The organism is Intrasporangium sp. (assembly GCF_040414665.1).
Classification (GTDB): Bacteria; Actinomycetota; Actinomycetes; order Actinomycetales; family Dermatophilaceae; genus Intrasporangium.
The window spans coordinates 1-24,549 of sequence record NZ_JBEDUL010000108.1 but is presented as its reverse complement, the minus strand read 5'-3'; the positions used below and the strand labels follow the sequence as shown (position 1 = coordinate 24,549).

Below are 24,549 nucleotides of genomic sequence, written 5' to 3'. Positions count from 1 at the left end.
GTCTCGCCGGGCTTGACAGCGATGTCGATGAAGAGCCGGAGGCGCACCGGGTCGGCGAGCGCCTTGAGGACGGCAGCGGTTCGCTCCGCGTCGGCCACCGAGAGGGCAGGTGCGTGGGAGCCCGGCGCACGGGCCGAGCTGATGTCCTCGACTGGGATCTCAATCACCACCACTCCATATTGACAAACATCGAAGCAATGCGCCACTCTGGCTGTATCGACATCCATCGATTCAAGAGGAAGTGACCGACATGACGGCCAATGAGGACATCCGGGAGATCGTGCGGGAGCGATACGCCGAGTCCGCCCGGCAGCTGACGATGGCCGCAGCCGGTGGATCGTGCTGCGGATCCAGCGGGTCGTGCTGTGGACCGAGCGCCCTGGATGGCAATGTGACTACGGAGGGGACGGTCGTCTTCGGCTCGGGCCTCTATTCGCTGGCTGAGGCGGAAGGTGCGACAGCCGCCGTGGAGGCGTCCCTCGGGTGTGGCGTGCCGACTGCGGTCGCCGACCTGCACGAGGGCGAGACGGTCCTCGACCTCGGCTCCGGGGCAGGGGGTGACGTCCTGATCTCAGCGCGTCGCGTGGGCCCGTCGGGCCGCGCGATCGGTCTGGACATGACCGCGGAGATGCTCGAGCTGGCCCGGAAGAACGCGGTTGACGCGGGCGTGACCAATGTGGAGTTCCTGCACGGCTACCTCGAGGAGATTCCGCTACCGGACGCGTCGGTGGACGTTGTCATCTCGAACTGCGTCATCAACCTCGCCGCCGACAAGCAGGTCGTTCTGGCCGAGGCGGCGCGGGTCACGCGTCCCGGTGGCCGGTTCGCCGTTTCCGACGTGGTCGCCGACGTCGACATGGACGAGGCGACCCGCGCAGATCTGGCCGCCTACACCGGCTGCATCGCGGGTGCCCTGACCGAGCAGGAGTTCCGCAGCGCACTCGCGGCAGCGGGGTGGACCGATGTGGAGGTGCGCCCCACGCACCGGGTCCACGAGCACGCGCAGTCCGCCATCATCCGCGCCGTGCGGGCATGACCCAGACCGAGCTGCGGGTCCGGCACGAGCCTCGTCTCGGGGGCAGGCTGTCCACGCTGGACCGGTTCCTGCCGGTGTGGATCCTTGCCGCCATGGCGGCGGGGCTCACCCTCGGCCGACTCGTGCCCGACCTGGACCGCGCGATGGGCTCCATTGCCGTCGAAGGAGTCTCGCTACCGATCGCGCTCGGGCTGCTCGTCATGATGTACCCGGTGCTGGCCAAGGTCCGCTACGACCGGCTCGACACCGTCGTGACCGACCGGCGCCTGCTCGTGGCGAGCCTCGTGCTGAACTGGCTCGTCGGTCCGGCGCTGATGTTCACCCTTGCGTGGCTGCTGCTGCCCGACCTGCCCGCCTATCGGACCGGGCTCATCATCGTGGGTCTGGCCCGGTGCATCGCCATGGTGATCATCTGGAACGACCTCGCCTGTGGCGACCGCGAGGCCGCGGCCGTCCTCGTCGCGCTCAACTCAGCCTTCCAGGTCCTCGCCTTCGCCGCTCTCGGCTGGTTCTACCTCACGGTCCTGCCGGGATGGCTCGGGCTTGATCAGGCCGGGATCGACGTCTCCCCATGGCAGATCGGGGCATCGGTCCTCGTCTTCCTCGGCGTCCCGCTGGCCGCCGGGTACCTGTCGCGACGGCTGGGGGAGAGACGATGGGGGAGGGCTGCCTACGAGGGGTCGTTCCTGCCCAAGGTCGGACCGTGGGCGTTGTACGGGCTGCTGTTCACGGTCGTGATCCTGTTCGCCCTGCAGGGCGAACAGATCACCAGCCGCCCGCTCGACGTCGCCCGGATCGCCCTGCCGCTGCTGGCCTACTTCGCCCTCATGTGGGGTGGCGGGTACCTGCTCGGCAGGGCGCTGCACCTGACCTACGAGCGGACCACCACCCTCGCCTTCACCGCCGCCGGGAACAACTTCGAGCTCGCCATCGCCGTCGCCATCGCCACCTTCGGTGTCACCTCTGGGCAGGCCATCGCCGGCGTCGTCGGTCCGCTCATCGAAGTGCCCGTCCTCGTCGGCCTCGTGTACGTCTCACTTGCCCTCCGAAATCGCTACCCCCACCAGTCGATCCAGCCCATGGAGAAGCCATGACGAGCGCCGACCATCCCTCGGTCCTGTTTGTCTGTGTCCACAACGCCGGCCGGTCCCAGATGGCCGCCGCCTACACCCACCACCTCTCTGGAGGTCGGGTCGAGGTGCGCTCTGCCGGGTCGGCACCCGCCGACACGGTCAACCCCGCAGTCCGGCAGGCAATGCTCGAGGACGGCATCGACATCTCCGCGGAGACGCCGAAGCTGCTCACCGCAGAGGCGGTCCAGGCCTCGGACGTCGTGGTCACCATGGGTTGCGGAGACGCCTGCCCGGTCTACCCGGGCAAGCGCTACCTGGACTGGCAGCTCGACGATCCCGCCGGGCAGGGCGTCGATGCCGTACGTCCCATCCGCGACGAGATCCGGCGACGCGTCACCGGCCTGCTCGGCGAGCTGGGAGCCCATCCGGGCAAGGAAGCCTGAGGCTCCTGAGGCGAGGAGCGGCCGGCACGAGCGGGAGGAGGAGCGGTGAAGAGGACCGTCCCGGCTATCGCTGCTCTGGTGGCGGCGACCGCCGTGTGGGGCTCCACCTTCATCGTCACCAAGGACTCGCTCGACGAGCTCGACCCGGCCTCCTTCCTCACCTGGCGCTTCGGCATCGGTGCGGTCGTGCTGCTGTTGGTCCGTCCACGGGCCGTGACCCTCCTGAACCGGGCCGATCAGAGGCGCTCCGCGGCCCTCGGCGTCGCGCTTGCGGCCGGGTTCCTCCTCCAGACCACCGGGCTGCAGCACACCCTCGCCGGGGTCTCCGGATTCCTCACGGGCGCGGCTGTCATCCTCACTCCCGTCGTCGCCGCTGTCTTCTTCAAGGAGCAGGTCGGGGCCGCCGGCTGGGCCGCCGTCGCTCTCTCAGCGGTCGGAATCGGCGTCCTCGCCGGCGGCCTGACGGCCGGGTCGCCCGTCGGGGCCGCCCTCACCTTGGCTGGCGCGGCCTGCTTCGCCGTCCACATCACCGGGCTGAGCCAGTGGGCCACCCGGGAGAACGCGTTGGGCATGACCACCGTGAGCGTCGTGGTCGCGGCGGTGATCTGCGGTGTCGTCGCAGCGGCTGGTGTCGACGGCATCACGGTCCCCACGAGCGCCACTGCCTGGCGGGCCGCGGCCTACCTGGGCATCGTTGCCACGTGCATCGGCTTTGCCGTCCAGGCCTGGGCCCAGGCCGCCCTCACCGCGACGACGGCCGCCGTGGTGATGACGATGGAGCCCTTCTTCGCAGCCGTCCTCGCTGTTGCCCTCGGCGAGTCCGGCCTCGGCTGGCTCGGTTGGGCTGGCGGCCTGCTCATCGTTGGCGGCATGACCCTTGCCGAGCTCGGTCCGCGGGAGTGCTGCGACGCCATGGCGCCTCGGGTGGAATGCTGCTGATCCGCAAACGCGAAGCCCTCGCGGGAAGGGCTACGACACGGTGACGGTGACGTTCTCCTGATCGGTGGCGCCGACCTGGTCGGTCACCTGGAGGGTGAACCGGTAGGTGCCGGCGAAGCTGGGAGTACCGATGATGTGCCCCGCTTCAGTGCCCTGGAAGAACGGGCCGGTCATGCCGGTGGGGATGGTGCCCGCGACGACGCTCCACCGCACGGGAGTTGGGGTGAGCCCGCTGCCCGTCGTCGTGTCGCAGCCGGTCGTGGTGAAGTTGACGACTCCGGCCGCCCCCCGGGTCAGTGCCACCGGAGGCAAGGGGTCGATGAGACAGGTGCCTGTCGGCGGGGCGGGATCGGCTGGCACCGGTGTCGCGGACGGCCTGCAGTTCGGGATGGTCACGCTCGCCGTGGGAGTGCCGCTGTTGGAGATGGTGAGTCGGCAGTCGGGGGCGGTGAAGCCCGTGGCCTCGACCTTGAATCTCCCGTCAGTCCCGACCCGGGCGCCCGCGCCGCTCGTGGTCGACTGAACGAGCACGAACGTGCCGCCGATGCCTCCCTGTCCCTCGACGCGCAGCTGGCCGTTGTTGAGCTCGACCTTGCTGGCGGTGACGGCGCCGGCGGGGCCGGCGAGGACTGCCTGGGCGGCGACCATGCCTGCCACGGCAATTGCGGTGGCGATGATCCGAACAGAGGCTGTTTTGGACATGCGTGTATCTCCTACCGTGTGGGGATGGCGTTGCCCGGGTTGCGGACAGCGTCCGGGTGAAACGTGCACACGCGAAAACGGCGTCTCGGCAGATATGGTTCAGATCGGACAGGGCCTCAGGGTCAGCCTGCACACTCGACCAACGGGAACGCCGCGACGGATGCGGTGCGATTGAGCTGGCCCACTGACCCGCCAGACGAATCAGTGGGTGAGGGACGAACCGCGTCCCCTATCGCTCAGGCTCCGCTCGGCTTGGCGCTCTCGAAGGGCGGCTGAAACTGCGTGCCGAGCCCAGAGCGATCACCGCAGCTGCCCTCCCTGGGGCGCAACGGGCGTAGCCGGGACAGATCACCCGCGCGGAGTGAGGCCGAGCAGCGCGGCAGCGACGACGCTGGTCCACACGACGACTGATCGGTCCCATTCGCGCCTCGAGAGGACGGGCATGGACAACATCACCACTAATTTCTGGGACGTCTTGCTGTGGAGCTTCTGGTTCTTCATCTGGATCGCCGCGATCATGGTCTGGGTCCGCTGCATCTTCGACCTGTTCAGGGACAAAGACCTCGGCGGCTGGGCGAAGGCTGGGTGGTCGGTGCTGCTGATCTTTGTGCCGTGGTTGGGCGCGCTGATCTACCTCATCGCCCGCGGTCGCGGCATGGCTGAGCGGCAGATGCGTGAGATGTCGCAGATGCAGGCCCAGCAGGAGCAGTACATCAAGCAGGTGGCGGCTGGCTCCGGCGGTGGGGCCACCCCGGCGGAGCAGATCGCCAGTGCCAAGTCGCTGCTCGACTCCGGTGCGATCACCCCCGATGAGTTCGGGGCCCTCAAGGCGAAGGCCCTCGCCTGACCTTCGATCGCCGATATCCCAGGCCGGCGGTCCCGCCGGCCTGGGATGCACGGCTTGCGGACCAGGCTGGCGGCAGCCAGCCGGGTCCGTCGTGAGGCGGGACCGGTAGCCGGCGTCCGCCGGTTCCGAAAGGAGCGTCTCGACGATGCGGACTTCCGAGTCCGCGCCAGCGGCAGCCGCTGGCGCGGCGTCCGGCGCCATCCTGGTCACGCTGGCATCTGGCCAGTTCCTCATGGCGCTGGACAGCTCGGTCATGAACGTGTCGATCGCGACGGTCGCCAAGGACCTGGACACCACCGTGACCGGCATCCAGACGGCCATCACCCTCTACACGTTGGTGATGGCCTCGCTCATGATCACCGGCGGCAAGGTCGGCCAGATCCTCGGGCGCAAGCGCGCATTCGCCATTGGCTGCGTGATCTACGGGTGCGGCTCGCTGACCACCTCGCTGTCGCCGAACCTGACCGTGCTGCTCATCGGGTGGTCCTTGCTCGAGGGCATCGGAGCGTCCCTCATCATGCCTGCCATTGTCGCTCTCATCGCCGCCAACTTCGGCCGGTCGGAGCGTCCGCGCGCCTACGGGATGGTGGCGGCGGCGGGTGCCATCGCAGTGGCGGCGGGGCCGCTCATCGGCGGGCTCTTCACGACGTACTGGTCGTGGCGGTGGGTCTTCGCTGGCGAGGTCATCGTCGTGCTCGGCATCCTCGCGCTGACCCGCCGCATGGCCGACACCCCGCCGGAGCGCGGCGTCCGCATGGACCTGGTCGGCACCGCCCTCTCGGCCTGCGGGCTGGCCCTCGTCGTCTACGGCATCCTGCGCGCCGGGTCGTGGGGGCTCATCAACCCCAAGCCCGATGCGCCCACCCTCATGGGCCTGTCCGCGGTCATCTGGCTCATCCTGGCCGGCGGCCTGGTCCTGCTCGGATTCCTCGCCTGGGAGCGCCGGCGGGTCATGGGCGGGCAGGCGGCACTGATCAACCCGGCGATGCTGCGCAACTCGATCCTGCGCGGCGGGCTCGTGGGCTTCTTCTTCCAGTACTTGCTCCTTGCCGGGCTGTTCTTCGCCGTGCCGCTGTTCCTGTCCGTGTCGCTCGGGCTGTCCGCCATCGCCACTGGTGTCCGCATGCTCCCGCTGTCGGTGACGCTGCTGATCGCGGCCGTCGGCGTGCCGCGCTTCTTTCCGGACGCCAACCCGAGGCGCGTGGTGCGGCTGGGATTCCTCTCCCTCTTCCTCGGCCTGGTCACCCTCATGGCGGCTCTCGACATCGGCGTCGGCCCCGAGGTGGTCACGCTCCCGATGCTCCTCGCAGGGTTGGGGATCGGCGCCCTCGCCTCCCAGCTCGGCAGCGTCACGGTGTCCTCGGTGCCCGACGACCAGACGGACGAGGTGGGCGGCCTGCAGAACACCGTGACGTTCCTGGGATCGTCCATCGGCACGGCCCTCAGCGGGGCGGTGCTCATCTCCGCGCTCACCACGTCCTTCTTCACCGGCATCCAGGACAACCCCGCAGTCCCGGATAGCCTGACGTCGCAGGCGCAGGTCCAGCTCGCCTCGGGCGTGCCCTTCGTCCCCGACTCCCAGCTGAGCGCCGCTCTCACGGACGCCGGGGTCACCGGGGAGACCGCCACTGCCGTGATGAACGAGAACACGGCCGCCCGCCTCGCCGGTCTGCGCGCCTCGCTCGCGGTGCTCGCAATCCTCGGGCTGGTCGCCATCTACTTCGCGGGCGGCATCCCCACCCGACAGCCCGGCTCCGACGCGAAGCCCGGAACGGCGCCCGCTGAATCTGCCGGCCCTGCGGATCCCGAGGACGGCAGGTCGCCGTGACGAGGGAGGAGTGCAGGTAGTGAGGCTGCGTGCATCGAAGGGAGTTCATCGTGACCACCGAACCCACCCCCACGCCCACCCCCATGGGCATGGGCCAGGACCGCCCGTCTCGCCCCGATCCCAAGCGGAGGGGACACATTGGTTGGATCGTGGCCGGCTCGTTGGCCAGCGGACTTGTCGCCGCGCTGCTTCTCGTTGCCGCGCCGTTCACCTCGGCGGAGGAGAGTGAGGTCACTGGCGCGGTTCTGTGCGGATTCGCGCTGGGCTGGGCGATGTTGGCTGTGCTGTCAGTGCGGTTCACCGATCAGCCTCAGCGGTGGGCTGCGGCTCCTGCACTGGTACTGGGGCTGGGCGGTCTGCTCCTGGTGGTGTTCGGCTCGACGGTTCGCGGGGCCCTGGGATGGGTGTGGCCCCCGGCCCTGTTGGCCCTGGTGGTCTGGATGATCCTCCAAATGCGTCGCCATCTTCGTAGTCGCGGCGCGCGATGGCTGCTGTACCCGGTGTTCGCGATCATGGCCCTGGCCGCGATAGGTGGCGGCTACGAGAGCGTGAGCGCAGGGCTGGATGAAGACCTCGCAATGCCGGGTCGGTTGATCGACGTTGGCGGACACAGCCTGCACCTCCGATGCAGTGGCTCAGGCAGCCCGACCGTGATCCTCGAACCCGGTGCTGGCCTGATGTCATCGGTTTCCGGGTGGATTGCGCCGGCCGTCGCCCGAGAGACCCGCGTCTGCGTCTACGACCGCGCAGGTCATGGCTGGAGCGAGCCCGCTGACAGCCCCCAGGACGGCGCACAGACCGCGACGGACCTGCACACCTTGCTGGAGCGCGCGAGTGTTCCCGGACCGTATGTGCTGGCCGGCCACTCCTTCGGCGGCCTCTACGTGCAGACTTTCGCCGCCCAGTATCCCGACGACGTCGCCGGACTCGTGCTGGTCGACACCACGGGACGGAAGTCGCAAGCGACGCCGGCAGGATCGCCCGACGAGAAGGACTCCTACAACATCAAGGGTCGTTTCTCCGCTCTGCTCTCGTCCACGGCCGAGCTGGGCGTCGCCCGGCTGCTCAGCCGGGGCTCGTACGACAGTCTGCCGCCGCAGTCGGCCCAGGAGGCAGAGGCCACCGGGTCGACCGTCGCCAATATGCGAAGCACGATCGAGGAGTACCTCCAGGCGAACAACGCCGCGGGGCAGGCTGCGGCTCTGGATGACGTCGGCGACAAACCCGTGGTCGTCCTGACAGCCGGCATCGGGAGTGATGCAGCCAAGATTGCCGCCCACGGCGCTTTGGCCGCCGCCTTGTCGACCAACAGCGTGCACCGCGTCGTCGACGGTGGCACCCACGAATCGCTGATCCTGGATGAGCATGACTCTGCCGCCACCACTCAAGCGATCCTCGACGTCGTCTCATCGGTCCGGAGCCACGAGAGCCTGGTCAGGTGATCCAGAGCCCAGCAGAAAGGACGCACGCGATGCCGGTTCTGTTTGCGGTCAACGAGCACATCCGTGAACTGGAGATGATTCGGCGCGAACTCGTCAGCCGGTATGACGCGGACTACGAGATCGTGTGCGAACAGTCAGTGGAGTCCGCCCTCGCGCGGCTCGAAATGCTGAAGGAGGCGGGCGCTCAGGTTCTTGTCCTGTTCGCGGCCGCTGAGATGACGGCGATGACGGGCATCGAGTACCTGCAGACGGCGCACGAGCTGCATCCGCGGGCGCAGCGGGTCCTGCTGATCCCGTGGGGTTTCCGGTCGGCAACGAAGCCGATCCTCAGGGCAGTCTCCGTGGGCAAGATCGATCGCTTCGCGACCGTGCCAAGCCGCTCCCCTGACGAGAAGTTCCATCACATCGTCACGGAACTCCTCCGCGACTGGCAGCAGCAAGAGCGCAACCGACCCACGCTGGTCACCGTCATAGGCGAGCACTGGGACTCGCGGTCGCACGAGGTGCGTGACCTCCTGCAGCGCAGCGGTCTGGCCTTCGCATTCCATGCCACGGACTCGGACGAAGGCCGGGCTCTACTGCACCAGGTCCAGCGGCCCGATGGTCCGTTCCCGGTCTTCATCCGCTTCGACGGTCAGGTGCTGACCAACCCCACGAATGAGGAGGCGGCCGCGGCCCTCGGCGTTCGGCACAGCTCCCAGGAAGGCGTCTTCGACGTGGTCGTGGTCGGGGCGGGGCCGGCCGGGTTGTCTGCTGCTGTCTACGCCGCTTCGGAAGGACTGCGCACGATTGTCATCGACCGAGACACGTTCGGTGGCCAGGCTGGCACGAGTTCCCTCATCCGAAACTACCTGGGGTTTCCGCTCGGTATCGGCGGGGCTGAGCTGTGCAGCCGGGCACTCGACCAGGCCTGGTCGTTCGGCGCGGAAACCTCCGTGCTGCGCGGGGCCACCGATCTGCGCACAGACGGCGACGCCCGAATCGTGGTTCTCGCGGACGGGACGGAAATCGCAACGCGTGCCGTGGTCCTGGCCATGGGAGCGAGCTACCAGCGCCTCGCCATCCCCAACCTCGAGTCGCTCGTCGGCTCCGGTGTCTACTACGGCGGCGGAGTTGCGGAGGCCCAGGCGATGGAGGGACAGCAGGTGTACGTGGTCGGGGCAGGCAACTCAGCCGGCCAAGCCGTCGTCCACCTTTCGAAGTATGCAGCGCGCGTCACGATGATTGTCCGTGGCAGTGCGCTTGGGGCGAGCATGTCGGACTATCTGGTGAAGATGATCGACGCCACTGAGAACGTCGATGTGTGGCTACACAGCACCGTCATCGATGGTGCGGGGGCTGGACGACTGGAGGAACTCGTCGTCCGCGACAGCGATACCGGCGACACCCGGACCGTGCCAGCGGCCGCCCTGTTCGTCCTCATCGGTGCCCAGCCACACACCCAATGGCTGCCCGACGCCATCCAACGCGACGAACACGGCTTCGTCCTCACCGGTTCGGACGTCGTTCCGGCCGCCACCGACGCTGCGGGTGGCCAACCGCCACAGCCCCTTCCGCTGGAGACCACCTTCCCCGGCGTGTTTGCTGCCGGTGACATCCGGCACGGCTCAGTCAAGCGGATAGCCTCCGCGGTCGGCGACGGTGGCGTCAGCATCCGGTCTGTCCACCAGTACCTGACACGCGTGCGCGAAAGACAGTGACGTGGGAAACCATGATCGCCCCAGGAGACGGCACCGGCGCCGTGCGTGGCAAGGATGCAGTCACCCGGGGTGGACTCTGCCGCCCGGAACGAGCGTCGCGCCCGACCCAGCAGTGCAGCGTGAGCGAGCTCAGCGGCATACCAACTGAGTCGGATGCCGCTGAGCTCGCTTCGCGCGTCAGGCTGAGTGGGCTCAGCCGCTGGTGGAGACGGTCTTGGCGTTGAAGTTGTTGCCGCTGCCGTCCGGGCGGTAGTTCTTCTCGACGTTCCCGGCCGAGTCGACCGAGAACCAGTGGACGGTGGTGCCGGCTGGCACGGTCAGCACCTCGTCGGGCTCACGAATGCCTCCGGCTGCATACATCGTCGAGGAGTACGTGGGCTTGCTGCCATCCAGCGTGTAGAAGACGGCGGCCGACTCCGACACGTCGAAGGTCACGTCAACCATGCCAGCGGTGCTGCTCGCCTTCGCGCCAACGGTGCTGCTGGGTCGCTGCTTGTCCTTGTCGAAGTCATAAGCCACACGCATCAGCTCGACGAGTCCGTTGGCGAACTCCTGCGACTCCGCATGGGCCGAGGCTCCGTTCGGGTTGGCGCTCTCGAAGGGCGGTTGGAACTGCGAGCCGACCTCGAAGTTCCATGCGTAGATGCCGTACTTGTACCAGAGCATGTCACCGGAGTTGCCAGCCGCCGAGTAGAGGACATCCGAGATCGGACCCGTGCGGGCCGGCGTGACGGACAACCCGCGGTGGCGCTTGATCTCAGAGAGGATCCGCGAGGACGCTCCCCAGAAGAAGGACTCCTGCTCGAGCGTGGGTCGCGGCGCCGAGATGCGACCCGGCGTGATGTACGCGCCCGGTGACCACATGAAGTAGTTGCCGGAGCTGTGCAGGTTCATCGAGAACTTGATGTTCCGGTTCGCCGACGCGATCCAGTCGATGTTCGCGCTCTCCGGCTCGCTCAGCTCGGCGGGCCCGGCGTACGTGCCGCTCGTGCAGCTCGCCGACGCGCCGTTGTACCCGTCGAAGAGGCTGTACGTGTCGTAGTTGCGGTTGTTGTCGACGCCCCAGCTGTTGCGCGCGAGGAAGTCGGCATTGCCGTCCAGGGGACAGTGGTTCGTCATGTTCTTCCGCTGCGACTCGAAGTCATAGAACGAGTAGTGCCCGCCGTCCGGGTTGACGGACGGCACGATCCAGATGTCGAGGTTGTTGACCAGCTGCTTGGTGCGCCCGTCGTGGGCGTAGTTGCGCAGCAGCCGCTCGGCGGTCTCGATCGAGACGAGTGGCGGGACCCACTCGCGGGCGTGCTCCTGGGCATAGGCCAGAACACCGGTCTTGGACCCGTCGCGCACCTTACCGATCCGGATCGCGTAGACGGTCTGTGGGTCGCGGGACACCGAGCTCGGCGCCGAGAGGCCGTCAGTCAGTGTCGCGGTCGCCGGTGCGACCACGCCGTTGCCCACCGAGCCCCGGTAGGTGTACGCCTGCACCAGCGCGCTCGCAGGGGGCGAGGCGTTGATCGCCTGGACAACCTGTGCCGCGGTGCTCGACACGCCTCCGGAGGCGTTGCTGGCGAGCGACACCGTGATGGTGGATCCGGTGACGGCGACCGCGAGCGGCGCGTTCGGTCCTGTGGGGGCTACGAGCTCGACCCGGATGTCGTTGCCGCCCTGGTGTCCCCACGCACGCGAGTCGATGCCGATTCTGCTCGCATTCGCTGCACCGAGCACGGCCTGGGCGTGCCGGCGGTACCCGTTGGTCTGGTGCGGCAGCTCGACGATCTCCGAGATAGCGGGGAACTCGGCTGCCAGCGCCTGGATCCGCTGGTACAGCTCGGTGGGCGTCAGGTACGACGTGATGAAGTCCCGCTCGTAGGCGCCACCCCACGCATCCTCTCCGTCGACCGGCAGCCAGTCGGTGACCTTGACGACGGTGCTGTCGCCGGTTGGGCTGACAACGCGGATGCTGTCGGGGCGTTGGCCGACCTGGGCCGCGCCACGGTGGTACAGGTAGACGCCGGCATCGACGAAGCGGCTGATGTTCTGGCTGCCGCCGGAGCCGAGCGCGGTGCCGGGACCGCTGTCGCGCTCGACGACCAGCTGCGCTGAGGACGACTGGCCCTGGGCCCATTTGGCCTCCACGGACAGGTACCCGACCCCAAACGACTCGTAGTAGTCCGCACGGATGACCTTGACATCGGACACGGATTCCGCTGCGGCTGCAGCCGCGAAGGTGTCGTTCGCGGCGACGGCCGCCGCTATTGCAGCGTCACGCTCGGCGATGACGGCTTGTGTGTCGGCGGGTGACTGCACGGTAGCGCCGACGCGGAAGCCCTTCGCCTGCAAGGCGGCTCGCTCGCTCGACGTGACAACGGCACGAACGGTCAGGCTGCCGTTCTCATTCGCGTGAACGCCATGATCGAGGTCGACGCCAGTGCTGACCAAGCGGTCCAGCTCAGCGGTGTCGGCCACGACGAGTTCGACGACGGTGGCGGGCTCGTCGGCATCCCGGACGAGATCGGTAGCGGGGGCAGTGGTGGTCGCCGCTTGGACGGGCGCGAGGCTGGTCAGGACCAGCGCAGCGCTGCATGCGGTCACCACCCCTGCGAGGAGGTTTTTGCGTAGGGCGAATGACATGTTCCAGAACTCCTGTGGGCGAGGGCGACGTCAGACCTAATTGGGCAGGACTCACGCACTTCGGGCTGGAGGGGGGCACACGAGGACGACGGCAATCTCGCGCGTGGAGTGTGGCTCAGATGAACCAAAAGCGATCACCGGGTGGAGATGGGCCATGTCTAGTGGTGGCGCCTCATGATTGTCAACGGCAACGAGCATCGAACCTATGACCCCTGCTGTAGGAGTGACGGATTCGGCCGACCAGCGCGTCGCGAACGCACGGTCTTCGGCGCCAGGAATACTGCGGTGCTTGGCGCAGCCCGTTGCAGCACACTGAACACATGAGCGACGACCCTGCCCAGGCAGCCAAGCAGCATCTGCAACAGTGCCTGCGTTGGGCGCGCGACGAGGTCCTGCCAAAGCTCGACGGTCTGGACGAGTACGAGGTGCGCCGGCCCATGACCCGGACCGGGCTCAATCTTCTAGGGCTCGTCAAGCACCTGGCGTTCTTCGAGGCGTCCTACTTCGGGTTCGTCTTCGAACGTCCCTATCCCGAGACCATTCCCGTCGTTGACACGAACTTCCAGAACCCGGACTTGATGTGGGTGCCGGCGGATGAAACGCGGGAACAGGTCATCGAGGGCTACCGCAAGGCCTGTCGGCACGCGGATGAGACGATCGAGGCGCTCCCCATCGATGCAGTAGGGCACGTGCCATGGTGGGGACCCAACGACGTGCCGCTGTTCAGTGTCATGGCCCACATGCTCGGGGAGACGCGCCAGCACCTCGGCCACATGGACCTCATCCGCGAGCAACTCGACGGGCGCATCGGCGAGGACGTCGAGCCGCTCTCCGCCGCGCAAGAAGCCGACTTCGCTCGGCGGTGGTGTCGCACCGAGAGGGCGGCGCGGGTTGCCGGCAACCGCTTCGTGCCAGCGGGGTTCGCACCTCCCACGTCGCTCGTGCACGACCGGTTCAGGCTGGAGCCGCTCGGCCCGAAACACAACCAGGCCGACCACGCCGCCTGGATGTCGAGCATCGGCCACATTCGTGCGACGCCGGGCTTTTCGGATGGGGCATGGCCCCCGGTGGGAGGCATGACGCTCGAAGAGAACCTGGCTGATCTCACTCGGCATGCGCGCGACTTCGAGACGGGTCGCGGGTTCACCTTCACGGTTCTCGACCCTGCTGGTGGCGACGTCATCGGGTGCGTCTACCTCTACCCGTCGGCGGACGAGCACGACGTCGTCGTGCAGTCGTGGGTCCGTGCCGACCATGCCGAACTCGACACCCCTGTTGCGGACGCCGTCGCCCAATGGATCGATTCCGACTGGACCTGGAGGCGCCCAGACCGCGTCGGCCGCTGATGGCTCGCCCGCTCCGCCGTCAGCATCGATCCACCGATGAGTCTGGGGCAGGCTCACGTGCTGAGGGCCGCCCCGCTCGACGGCTGGGTCGACCCCGCCCATTGAGCGGGGTGGTCGACGACGTGCTGGAGCTGGGCCAGAGCCGCCCCGGTCGCCCCCGCAGTCGCGTCGTGTGATGCGAGCTCGATGACCGGCGCGGCCCACCGCGCCGTTGGAATGCGCGGCTGGAGCCGGCGGGAGAGCTCTGGCTGGAGGTGCGGGGCCACTGCGGCCAGGTCGCCCCCGAGGACGATGGCCGGGATGTCGAGCAGGTTGACGGCGCTGGCGAGGGCGATGCTGAGCGCCCAGGCTCCGCGGGCGATCGCCCCCTGGGCGCGTGAGTCGCCCCGGTCGGCACGGCCAACGAGCTCCGCGAGACTGGTGTGGACGTCGAGGCCGGCGGCGCGGAGGAGGGCGCGACGGCCGGCGTACTGCTCGAGGCACCCGGTGGACCCGCATCGGCAGCCGGGGCCGGCGGGGTCGACGCAGACGTGTCCGACTTCGCCGGCCCAGCCGTGGCGACCGCTCTGCACCTTCCCGTCGAGCACGGTTGCCCCACCGATGCCGATCTCGCCGGAGACATAGATGAAGTCCCGGAGGGGGCCGGGCCGTCCGGGGGCTGGGGTGGCGATGGTGCGAGCGGCGAGGTCAGCCTCGTTGCCGATGCGCAGCGACAGGCTCGAGAGCCGGTCGGGTGCGAGGATGTCCGCGGGTCTGATGGCGGACCAACCAAGGTTGGGCGCGAGGAGCAGTTCGCCCGTGCCAACCGACACGATGCCGGGCAGGGCCAGACCTGCTCCGACGAGCCGCAACCGCCCCGCTACCTGCTCGATGACGCGGTTCGCGAGATCGGAGAGGTGGTCCAGGACCGTGGCCGGGTCACTGCCCACGAGGTCTTCGTCGGCCACGGCCTCGGCGACGACGCGTCCGCGCAGGTCGAGTACCCGGGCGGCCAGTCCACCTGCGTTGACCTGCAGTCCGAGGGCGCCGATCCCGTGCCCCGGCACCAGTGGAGTGGCCGGGCGTCCACGCGGGGACGCGACGCGCTCGAGCTCGTCGACGACCCCGGCAGTCAGCAGCTCGTCGACGAGCCGCGACACGGTCGACTTCGTCAGCCGCGTGGCGCTCGCGACGTCGCTGCGGGAGAGGGCGACGGGAGATCCGAAGATCGCCTGGACGACGAGTCCGAGGTTCGTCTCGCGCAGCAACGACTGGCGTGAGCTCGCGCCGGCGGGCCGCACCGCCAGCTGCAGTGGCGACGGCCTCTCGGATCGGGACACCCCTTGAACGTACCGCACCCACGCGATTAAGTTGTATGGCGAAACAAAACTCGAGGAGGAGTGATCATGGTGCGTGAACCCACCCCCGCCGACAAGTTCTCTTTCGGACTCTGGACGGTCGGTTGGACCGGTACCGACCCGTTCGGCGGCCCGACGCGCCCCGCCCTGGACCCCTGGGAGTACTCCGACCGTCTTGCCGAGCTCGGCGCCTGGGGGATCACCTTCCACGACAACGACGTCTTCCCCTTCGAGGCTGACGACGCGACGCGCGACCGGATCGCCGGCCGGCTCAAGGACGCCACGGACCGGGCGGGACTCGTCATCGAGATGGTCACGACGAACACCTTCAGCCATCCCATCTTCAAGGACGGCGGGCTCACCTCCAACGACCGCGGCGTCCGAAGGTACGGGCTGCGCAAGATCCTGCGCGCCGTCGACCTGGCTGTGCAGGTGGGCGCCACGACCTTCGTCATGTGGGGCGGACGCGAGGGCGCCGAGTACGACGGGTCCAAGGACCTCGTGGCGGCGTTCGACCGCTACAGGGAGGGTCTGGACACTGTGGCCGGCTACATCAAGTCGCAGGGCTACGACCTGCGGATCGCCTTGGAGCCCAAGCCGAACGAGCCACGCGGCGACATCTTCCTGCCCACGGTGGGCCACGCCCTGGCACTCATCGCCGAGCTCGAGCACGGTGACATCGTCGGCCTCAACCCAGAGACCGGTCATGAGCAGATGGCCAACCTCAACTACACCCATGCACTGGCGCAGGCCCTGTGGAGCGGCAAGCTGTTTCACATCGACCTCAACGGGCAGCGCGGGCTGAAGTACGACCAGGACCTCGTCTTCGGCCACGGCGACCTGCTCTCGGCCTTCTTCACCGTCGACCTGCTCGAGAACGGCTTCCCCGCCAGCCCTGAAGGCCCCCGCTACACCGGCCCGCGGCACTTCGACTACAAGCCGTCACGCACCGAGCACCTCGACGGGGTGTGGGAGTCCGCGAAGGCGTCGATGTCGACCTACCTCATGCTGGCCGAGCGGGCCCGGGCCTTCCGGGCCGACCCGCGAGTGCAGGACGCGATGGCCTACGCCGGTGTGTTCGAGCTCGCGGAGCCGACGCTGGCCGCGGGGGAGACAGCGGCGGAACTGCTGGCGCACGACGACGGCTTCGACGTCACCAAGGCGGCCGAGCGAGACTACGGCTTCGTCCGCCTCCAGCAGCTCGCCGTCGAGCACCTCGTCGGCTGAGCGGGTTGGGCGGGTGCGAGAGCAGGAACGATGTCACTGGTAGCCGGGGTCGACTCGTCGACCCAGTCGTGCAAGGTCGTCATCCGGGACGCCGAGACCGGCCGGCTGGTCAGATCCGGCTCGGCGCCCCACCCCCCGGGGACCGAGGTCGACCCCGAGGCGTGGTGGGTGGCCCTTCAGGCAGCGATCACCGCGGCTGGGGGACTGGAGGACGTCGCGGCGCTCTCGGTCGCCGGCCAGCAGCACGGGATGGTCGCCCTCGACGCCGAGGGCTGCGTCGTCCGGCCGGCGCTACTGTGGAACGACACGAGGTCCGCGGGGGCCGCCGAGGACCTCGTCACCGAGCTGGGTCTCGGCAACCGGGAGGCCGGCGCACGGTACTGGGCCGAGGCGGTCGGCCTCGTCCCGGTCGCCTCCTTCACGATCGCCAAGCTGCGGTGGCTCGTCGACCACGAGCCGGACCACGCCAGCCGCCTGGCCGCCGTGGCGCTCCCACACGACTGGCTGACGTGGCGCCTCGCGGGCGCCGACGCGCTCGCCTCTCTCGTCACGGACCGCTCCGACGCGTCGGGCACCGGGTACTTCGACGCTGTCACCGACGCCTACCGGCTGGACCTGCTCGCGCGGGCCCTCAAGCGCCAGGAGCGCGAGGTCACGGACCTCGTCCTGCCACGGGTCGCTCGCCCCGACGAGGCTGCGGGCATGGGCGGCGAGCGGCTGGGTCTCGGCCACCTCACCCTGGGGCCGGGGTGCGGCGACAACGCGGGAGCCGCGCTCGGCCTGCACCTGAGCCCGGGGCAGACGATGCTCTCCCTCGGCACCTCCGGTGTCGTGGGTGCTGTCTCAGCGGTCGGCAGCGCCGACCCGACCGGAGCGGTCGCCGGATTTGCCGATGCGACCGGCAACTTCCTGCCCTTGGCCGTCACGCTCAACGCGGCCCGGGTCCTTGACGCGACGGCTCGGCTGCTGCGTGTCGACCACGAGGGGCTCAGCACCCTGGCGCTGGCGGCCCAGTCGGGATCGGGGGGCCTCGTCCACGTGCCCTACCTCGAGGGCGAGCGCACCCCGAACCTGCCGGACGCCTCGGGTCGCCTCTATGGCATGACGCTGGCATCGATGACCCGTGAGAACCTCGCCCGGGCGGCCGTCGAGGGGCTGCTGTGCCACCTGGCGGACGCGCTGGCGGCCGTTCGGGCCCAAGGGGCCAGCATCGAGCGGGTCACCCTTGTCGGCGGTGCGGCCAGGTCGCGGGCCGTGCGGGAGATCGCGCCCGCCATCCTCGGAGTCCCGGTCATGGTGCCGGCCCCAGCGGAGTACGTCGCAGACGGGGCGGCACGCCAAGCGGCTTGGGTGCTGAGGGGGAGCGCTGAAGCACCGGAGTGGGAGGGCGCGCGGGCGACCACGTTCGAGGCCCCACCGACTCCGGCGGTGCTCGACGCCTATCGTCAGGCGGCCACGGACCTGGCCGCCACGGAACGTCGGGTTGTGTTCTTTCCCGACGCCGCAGCTCGCGCCGCCCGCGGACCTGACTGAACGGCCTACGAGCGGGGCTTGGGTCGGCACCCACGAAGTGGCGGCGACAAGAGAGCCGGCCCAGCGGCATACGGCTCACATCACGTCGATAACGTTATCGGAAACGATTGACACGACAGGTTTCACGCTGACAACGTGTGGTCGTCAGCCTCTTTCAAGGACGAGGAGTTTCAACGATGAAGCGGACACCGATCCTTCGAGCCGTGGCGGTCGGTGCGGTCGCCGCCCTGCTCGGAGCATGTTCGGGTGGGGGCGGGGACGCCTCTGGCGGGGCCACCGGCGACAACGTGACCATCACCTGGTGGCACAACTCCAACACGAGCCCCGGCAAGGACTACTACGACCAGGTCGCCAAGGACTTCGAGGCATCGCACCCCGGCGTCACGATCCAGGTCAGCGCCATGCAGCACGAGGACATGCTGACCAAGCTCGACGCGGCCTTCCAGAGTGGTGACGCACCGGACGTCTACATGGAGCGCGGCGGTGGAGAGCTCGCCGACCATGTCGAGGCAGGCCTGACCAAGGACCTGTCGCAGCCGGCCGCGGACATCATCTCGAAGATCGGGGGGTCGGTCGCGGGATGGCAGGTCGACGGCAAGACCTACGCGCTGCCCTTCTCGCTCGGTGTCGTCGGCTTCTGGTACAACAAGGAGCTCTTCTCCAAGGCCGGCATCAGCACCACGCCGACCACGTGGGAGGAGCTCTTCAGCGACATAGACACCCTCAAGGCAGCCGGCATCGAGCCGATCTCGGTGGGTGCCGGCGACAAGTGGCCCGCCGCGCACTACTGGTACTACTTCTCGCTCCGCGAGTGCTCCAAGCAGGTCCTCACCGATGCCGTCAAGAGCCTGCAGTTCTCCGACCCCTGCTTCCTCAAGGCCGGCCAGCACGTGGAGAAGGTCATCGCGGCGAAGCCCTTCAACAAGGGCTTCCTCTCGACGCCGGCCCAGAGTGGCCCCACGAGTGCCTCGGGGCTGCTCGCCACGGGCAAGGTCGCCATGGAGATGCAGGGGCACTGGGAGCCCGGCGTCATGCAGGGCCTGACGGCGGACAAGAAGGGCCTCGGCGACAAGCTGGGCTGGTTCGCCTTCCCGGCTGTGGCAGGTGGCCAAGGTGACCAGGCGGCCGCGCTCGGTGGTGGGGACGCCTGGGCCGTCTCCGAGAAGGCGCCGTCGCAGGCGGTCGAGTTCGTCAAGTACATGCTGTCCACGCAGGTGCAGAAGGGCTTTGCCGAACGAGACATGGGCCTGCCCACCAACTCGGACGCCACGCAGTACGTCAAGGACCCGGCACTCGCCGAGCTGCTGAAGGTGCGCGACGAGGCGCCGTACGTGCAGCTCTACTTCGACACCGCGTTCGGCAGCTCCGTCGGTGGTGCGATGAACGACGAGATCGCCCTGATGTTCGCCGGCAAGGCGAGCCCGAAGGACATCGTCGACAAGACCCAGGCTGCCGCCGACGCGGCGAAGTAGCGGCATGACGCACAACGCGACGGCTGGGGGCGCCCGCACCACGGGCGCCCCCAGCGCGCACCGGCCGGACGGGGCGCCGGCCCCGAGGCTCGGCCCGGGGACGCCCCGGACGATGGCGAGGGGACCACGCCTCCCCCGTGGGCTGCGCCTGGTCCTGGAGCTGGCGTTGTTCATCGGTCCGGCCCTGGTCCTCTTCCTCTTCTTCGTCGTCTGGCCGATCGTCAAGGCGCTGCAGTTCTCGGTATACCGCTGGAAGGGCTTTGGCCCCCTCGTCGACTTCGTGGGCCTGAGCAACTACGTGAGCGTCCTGCAGAACGACGTGTTCACCAGCGCACTCGGACACAACCTGGTCATCGTCGTCCTGTCGATCCTGATCCAGCTGCCGCTCGGCCTCGGTATCGCCCTGCTGCTCAACCGTCGTCTGAAGGGTCAGGGCCTGCTGCGCACGGTCATCTTCGTCCCCTATGTGCTCGCCGAGGTCATAGCGGGCGTCATCTGGCTGCAGCTGCTCCAGCCGCAGTACGGCGTCGTCGACGGCCTCCTCGGCGCGGTCGGCCTGAGCGGGCCCGAGCAGGGCTGGCTCGGCACCCCGGAGCTCGCGCTGTACGCCGTGTTCGTCGTCCTGACGTGGAAGTACCTCGGCCTGGCCGTGATCCTCTTCCTCGCGGGACTCCAGAGTGTTCCGACGGAGCTCTACGAGGCGGCCCAGATCGACGGCGCATCGTGGTGGCAGGTGCAGCGCTCGATCACCGTTCCGATGCTCGGCCCGACGCTGCGCACCTGGGCCTTCTTGTCCATGATCGGTTCACTGCAGGTCTTCGACATGGTCTGGATCCTCACCGGTGGCGGCCCGGCGGACTCGACCACGACGATGGCGACCTTCCTGATCAACGAGGGCACCAAGCGGCACAACTTCGGCATTGCCTCCGCGGCCTCGGTGGTCCTGTTCGTCGTGGCACTCGTGATGGCGCTGCTCTACCAGTACCTCGTGCTGCGGCGCGATACCGAGGACTCAGACAAGCCGAGGAGGGCGGGCTGATGGCCATCGCAACGACGACCGCGAGGGGGACGACCGCAGGACATCCGGGGGGCAATGCTTCGGGACACAGTCCCAGCAGGAGCGGCGGACGCGCGAATGTCCTCGTCTACGCCATTGCGCTCGTCGTCGTGGCGCTCTCGCTCGGACCGGTCCTCTACGGCGTCCTCGGGGGCTTCCGGACCAACGCCCAGCTGGCCGAGTCACCGGCCGGCCTTCCAGACCCGTGGGTCCTCGGCAACTACACGGCGGTTCTGACCAACCCGAGCTTCTGGAAGTACGCGCTCAACTCGACGATCATCGCCCTCGTGACGACGATGGTCGTCGTCGTGTTCGGCCTCATGGCCGCCTACCCGCTCGCGCGCTTCCGGTTCCGATTCCGCGAGCCGCTCTTCCTGATCTTCGTGACCGGCCTGCTGTTTCCCGCCACGGTGGCGATCATCCCGCTCTTCATCCTCGTCACCAAGGACCTGCATCTCGGCAACACGTGGTGGGGTGTCGCCCTCCCACAGGCCGCGTTCGCCCTGCCCATGACGGTGGTCATTCTCCGGCCGTTCCTCCAGGCCATTCCCGACGAGCTCGAGGAGGCGGCGCTGATCGACGGCGCCGGGCGGATCGGCTTCTTCTGGCGCATCCTCGTCCCCCTGTCTGGCCCTGGCATGGTGACCGTGGGCGTGCTCGCCTTCGTTGGCTCGTGGAACGCCTACCTGCTGCCGCTCCTCCTGCTCCAGGGGGACATGCGGACACTTCCGCTCGGGGTGGCCGACTTCTCGTCCCAACACTCGTCCGATACGGCTGGAGTCTTTGCCTTCACGACCTTGGCCATGATCCCGGCCCTCGTCTTCTTCCTCGCGATGCAGAAGCGGATCGTCAGCGGACTGCAGGGGGCCGTCAAGGGTTGACCGCCCCTCATACCCAGACCCGCGTGCAAGGACCGACCGACCTCAAGGATGCCCCGTGACCCATCTGGAACCCCCTGCGGCGCTGACGCCGACCGAACGGGCGCGAGCACTGCTTGCCCGAATGACCCTGCAAGAGAAGCTTGCCCAGCTCGTTGGCTTCTGGGGAAAGGACGACGGAGAGGCCGTCGCCCCGCTCCAGGGGGAGTTCCCCCAGACGCCCGACCTCGAGGCTGCGACGCTCCACGGGCTGGGTCACCTGAGCCGGGCCTACGGCACCCGACCGGTGGACCCCGTCGAGCGGGCGAAGTGGCTGTGGGACTTCCAGCGTCGGCTGGTCCGCGAGACCCGTCTCGGCATTCCCGCCCTCGTGCACGAGGAGTGCCTCACCGGACTGTCCGCCTGGCAGGCGGCCACGTACCCGGTTCCCCTCGCCTGGGGGGCCTCCTTCGACCCGGACCTCATCGCCGAGATGGCTGCGGCCATCGGGCGGTCCATGAGCGAACTCGGCATCCATCAGGGGCTGGCCCCCGTGCTCGACGTCGTCCGGGATCCCCGATGGGGCCGGGTGGAGGAGTGCATCTCCGAGGACCCCTATCTCGTCGGCTCCCTGGGCACCGCGTTTGTCGTGGGGCTCCAGTCCGCCGGCGTGCATGCCACCCTCAAGCACTTCGTCGGGTACTCCGGGTCGCAGGGGGGTCGCAACTTCGGTCCGGTCCACGCGGGGATCCGTGAGGTCGCCGACGTCTTCCTCGTCCCCTTCGAGATGGCTGTCCTCGACGGCGGGGCACGCTCCGTCATGCACTCGTATGCCGAGATCGACGGCGTGCCGGTCGCGGCGGACCCGGGGCTCTTGACCGGGCTTCTGCGGGACCAGTGGGGCTTCGACGGGACGGTGGTCGCCGACTACTTCGGCGTCGCCTTCCTGCACCTGCTCCACGGCGTGGCGGCCGACCTCGGAGAGGCGGCGGGTTTGGCGCTCGCCGCCGGCGTGGACATCGAGCTGCCCACCGGGGACGCGTACCTCGAGCCACTGGCCGCCCGAGTGCGTTCCGGCGTGGTCGACCAGGCCCTCGTCGACCGGGCCGTCCTGCGCGCCCTCACCCAGAAGGCAGAGCTCGGTCTGCTCGATGCCACCTTCGATGGTGAGCCGCCGGCCGCCGTGGAGCTGGACGGTCCCGAGCACCGACGGCTCGCCGCGCGGTTGGCGCAGGAGTCGGTCGTGCTGCTGTCGAACGACGGGATCCTTCCACTCTCGGACGGACCTCGGATTGCCGTCATCGGTCCGAATGCCGACCGGCGTGAGGCGCTCTTCGGGGGCTACTCGTTCCTCAACCACGTCGTGTCGCTGCACCCCGGTGTCGAACCGGGCATCTCGGTCCCCACCGTGCGCGACGCCATCTCCGTGGAGTTCCCCGACGGTGTGGTCGCCTTCGCCCAAGGGTGCGCCGTCGATGACCGGGACGCGTCGGGGTTCCCCGCCGCCCGCGAGGCAGCTGCCCAGGCCGACGTCGCAGTCGTCGTCGTCGGGGACCAGGCCGGTCTCTTCGGGCGCGGCACGGTGGGCGAAGGGAGCGACCGAGACGACCTCGAGCTCCCGGGTATGCAGCGAGCGCTGGTCGAGGAGGTCCTCGCCACCGGGACGGCCGTCGTCCTCGTGATCGTCTCCGGACGACCGTATGCCGTCGGGTGGGCCCTGGAGCGCTGCGCCGCGGTCGTGCAGGCGTTCTTCCCAGGGGAGGAGGGGAGCCCGGCGATCGCCGGGGTCGTGTCCGGCCGGGTGAACCCGTCAGGGCGGCTCCCGGTGAGCCTGCCCCGCTCCGCCGGCGCGCAGCCCTACACGTATCTCCACCCGCCGCTCGGCGGTGGCTCCGACGTGACGAATCTGCCTGGCCGCCCCACCCTGCCGTTCGGGCACGGCCTGTCCTACACGACGTTCGCCCATGAGGATCTGTCGGTCGACGACTGTGAGGGCACCGCTGGTCTTGTCGTCGCACGGGTCCGAGTGACCAACACGGGCGAGCGCGCCGGCGACGACGTGGTGCAGTTGTACGGCCGTGACGTGGTCGCCAGCGTCACCCGACCGGTCGCCCAGCTGCTCGGCTACCGTCGCGTCCACCTCGAGCCGCGTGAGTGCGTCACCGTCGAGTTCACCGTGCCCGCGGCGCGACTCGCGTTCACCAACCGCGCCGGTCTGCGTGTCGTCGAGGCGGGGGAGTGGCACCTCTGGGTCGGTCCCTCGTGCGCCGATCGGGAGACGACGGCGGTCATCGTTCTCGCGGGCGGCGAGCATCCCGTCGGCCTGACGGATGTCAGGTCGACGACGAGCGTGGTGCGGCCGGCCCCGACCGTGCCCTGACCAACGGTGCTTGAGTCGACGGCGTCAGAGTCGTCGGCAGGACGAGCGCTCGACCATCGACGTGGGCAGCTGCACGTGGGTCCGCTCCGGCTGCCGGCCGTTGAGCAGCTGCACGAGCATGGCCAGTGCCGTGGCCCCGATCTCGCGAAGTGGCTGGTTGATCGTCGTCAGGGGCGGACGTGCCATCGCAGACTCGGGGACGTTGTCGAAGCCGATCACCGACACGTCGCCGGGGACCGTCAGGCCCAGCTCCTCGGCCACCTGCATCGTGCTGATGGCCATCAGGTCGTTGGCAGCGAAGATCGCTGTCGGCCGGTCGGGCAGGGTGAGCAGCTCGCGCGCAGGCCGCTCGGCCGTCTCAGCGCGGTATCCGCCGACGCGGATCAGTGACTCGTCAACCGGGACACCTGCATCGGCCATGGCGCGCCGGAAGCCCTCCTCACGCAGCTGGGCGGAGTCCAGGTCGGGGCGTCCGCCGAGGAAGGCGATGCGGCGGTGCCCCAGGCCGAGCAGGTACTCGGTGGCAAGGACCGCACCGGCGACGTTGTCCGACTCGACGGTGGGGATCTCGGCGGGTCCGGTATGGGGGTCGATGGCGACCACGGGGATGCCGTTGGTGGCGTCGACGATCGTCGGGGTCACGATGATGGCGCCGTCGATGAGCGTCCCCCCGAGCCGCGACAGGGAGCTGCGCTCCCA

19 protein-coding genes are annotated in these 24,549 nt (G+C 68.8%); 15 read left to right on the top strand and 4 right to left on the bottom strand.

The annotated features are described in order from the left end of the window. Window positions 1–250: 250 nt before the first annotated feature. From arsM to ABF401_RS11625, 4 genes are read left to right on the top strand one after another with little or no spacing between them, the layout of a single operon-like run. A complete protein-coding gene (gene arsM, locus ABF401_RS11640; protein ID WP_353509727.1) occupies window positions 251–1,036 on the top strand; it encodes an arsenite methyltransferase in 786 nt (261 codons plus the stop codon). After that, entirely contained in the window at window positions 1,033–2,130 is a 1,098-nt protein-coding gene (gene arsB, locus ABF401_RS11635; protein ID WP_353509726.1) for an ACR3 family arsenite efflux transporter, read from the top strand. Before arsM ends, arsB begins: the two co-directional genes overlap by 4 nt. Continuing rightward, complete coding sequence (locus ABF401_RS11630; RefSeq protein WP_353509725.1) at window positions 2,127–2,552, top strand: arsenate reductase ArsC; 426 nt, start codon at window positions 2,127–2,129, stop codon at window positions 2,550–2,552. Before arsB ends, ABF401_RS11630 begins: the two co-directional genes overlap by 4 nt. A 45-nt stretch (window positions 2,553–2,597) precedes the next feature. Beyond that, window positions 2,598–3,491, top strand: coding sequence for a DMT family transporter (locus ABF401_RS11625; protein WP_353509724.1), 894 nt, complete (start codon window positions 2,598–2,600; stop codon window positions 3,489–3,491). A gap of 30 nt (window positions 3,492–3,521) precedes the next feature. Here ABF401_RS11625 and ABF401_RS11620 read toward each other — a convergent pair whose 3' ends face one another. Continuing rightward, complete coding sequence (locus ABF401_RS11620; RefSeq protein ID WP_353509723.1) at window positions 3,522–4,193, bottom strand: putative Ig domain-containing protein; 672 nt, start codon at window positions 4,191–4,193, stop codon at window positions 3,522–3,524. Between the two features lie 442 nt (window positions 4,194–4,635). Between ABF401_RS11620 and ABF401_RS11615 the strand changes: the two genes are divergently transcribed. The 4 genes from ABF401_RS11615 (at window position 4,636) to ABF401_RS11600 (ending at window position 10,010) form a co-directional block, all read left to right on the top strand. Further along, entirely contained in the window at window positions 4,636–5,040 is a 405-nt protein-coding gene (locus tag ABF401_RS11615; RefSeq protein WP_353509722.1) for a PLDc N-terminal domain-containing protein, read from the top strand. A 145-nt stretch (window positions 5,041–5,185) separates the two neighbouring features. Further along, window positions 5,186–6,868, top strand: a complete 1,683-nt coding sequence (locus ABF401_RS11610; protein ID WP_353509721.1) for an MFS transporter — start codon at window positions 5,186–5,188, stop codon at window positions 6,866–6,868. A 50-nt stretch (window positions 6,869–6,918) separates the two neighbouring features. Next, window positions 6,919–8,310 carry an alpha/beta fold hydrolase gene (locus tag ABF401_RS11605; protein WP_353509720.1) on the top strand — a complete coding sequence of 464 codons (1,392 nt, stop codon included), beginning with the start codon at window positions 6,919–6,921 and terminating at the stop codon, window positions 8,308–8,310. A gap of 29 nt (window positions 8,311–8,339) precedes the next feature. Continuing rightward, entirely contained in the window at window positions 8,340–10,010 is a 1,671-nt protein-coding gene (locus ABF401_RS11600; RefSeq protein WP_353509719.1) for an NAD(P)/FAD-dependent oxidoreductase, read from the top strand. A gap of 192 nt (window positions 10,011–10,202) precedes the next feature. On the opposite strand, the gene ABF401_RS11595 is transcribed toward ABF401_RS11600, so the two are convergent. Then, window positions 10,203–12,602: a M14 family metallopeptidase gene (locus ABF401_RS11595; protein ID WP_353509718.1), complete on the bottom strand. Its 2,400-nt coding sequence runs from the start codon at window positions 12,600–12,602 to the stop codon at window positions 10,203–10,205. A 359-nt stretch (window positions 12,603–12,961) separates the two neighbouring features. Between ABF401_RS11595 and ABF401_RS11590 the strand changes: the two genes are divergently transcribed. Continuing rightward, a complete protein-coding gene (locus tag ABF401_RS11590) occupies window positions 12,962–13,987 on the top strand; it encodes a DinB family protein (protein WP_353509717.1) in 1,026 nt (341 codons plus the stop codon). Between the two features lie 53 nt (window positions 13,988–14,040). Here the strand turns inward: ABF401_RS11590 and ABF401_RS11585 are convergent, their stop codons facing one another. Then, complete coding sequence (locus tag ABF401_RS11585) at window positions 14,041–15,306, bottom strand: ROK family protein (RefSeq protein ID WP_353509716.1); 1,266 nt, start codon at window positions 15,304–15,306, stop codon at window positions 14,041–14,043. A 66-nt stretch (window positions 15,307–15,372) separates the two neighbouring features. Between ABF401_RS11585 and xylA the strand changes: the two genes are divergently transcribed. From xylA to ABF401_RS11555, 6 genes are all read left to right on the top strand, one after another. Then, window positions 15,373–16,551, top strand: a complete 1,179-nt coding sequence (xylA, locus tag ABF401_RS11580) for a xylose isomerase (protein WP_353509715.1) — start codon at window positions 15,373–15,375, stop codon at window positions 16,549–16,551. Between the two features lie 30 nt (window positions 16,552–16,581). Next, window positions 16,582–18,084 carry a xylulokinase gene (xylB, locus tag ABF401_RS11575; protein ID WP_353509714.1) on the top strand — a complete coding sequence of 501 codons (1,503 nt, stop codon included), beginning with the start codon at window positions 16,582–16,584 and terminating at the stop codon, window positions 18,082–18,084. Between the two features lie 176 nt (window positions 18,085–18,260). Then, on the top strand, window positions 18,261–19,556 hold the full coding sequence (locus ABF401_RS11570; RefSeq protein WP_353509713.1) for an extracellular solute-binding protein: 1,296 nt from the start codon (window positions 18,261–18,263) through the stop codon (window positions 19,554–19,556). Between the two features lie 4 nt (window positions 19,557–19,560). Next, on the top strand, window positions 19,561–20,595 hold the full coding sequence (locus tag ABF401_RS11565) for a carbohydrate ABC transporter permease (RefSeq protein WP_502908228.1): 1,035 nt from the start codon (window positions 19,561–19,563) through the stop codon (window positions 20,593–20,595). Beyond that, a complete protein-coding gene (locus ABF401_RS11560; protein ID WP_353509712.1) occupies window positions 20,595–21,494 on the top strand; it encodes a carbohydrate ABC transporter permease in 900 nt (299 codons plus the stop codon). The genes ABF401_RS11565 and ABF401_RS11560 overlap by 1 nt, the downstream gene beginning before the upstream one ends. Window positions 21,495–21,549: 55 nt before the next feature. Further along, a complete protein-coding gene (locus tag ABF401_RS11555) occupies window positions 21,550–23,850 on the top strand; it encodes a beta-xylosidase/alpha-l-arabinosidase (protein ID WP_502908227.1) in 2,301 nt (766 codons plus the stop codon). A gap of 24 nt (window positions 23,851–23,874) precedes the next feature. On the opposite strand, the gene ABF401_RS11550 is transcribed toward ABF401_RS11555, so the two are convergent. Continuing rightward, on the bottom strand, window positions 23,875–24,549 hold a 675-nt coding region (locus ABF401_RS11550), incomplete at its 5' end, for a substrate-binding domain-containing protein (RefSeq protein WP_353509711.1).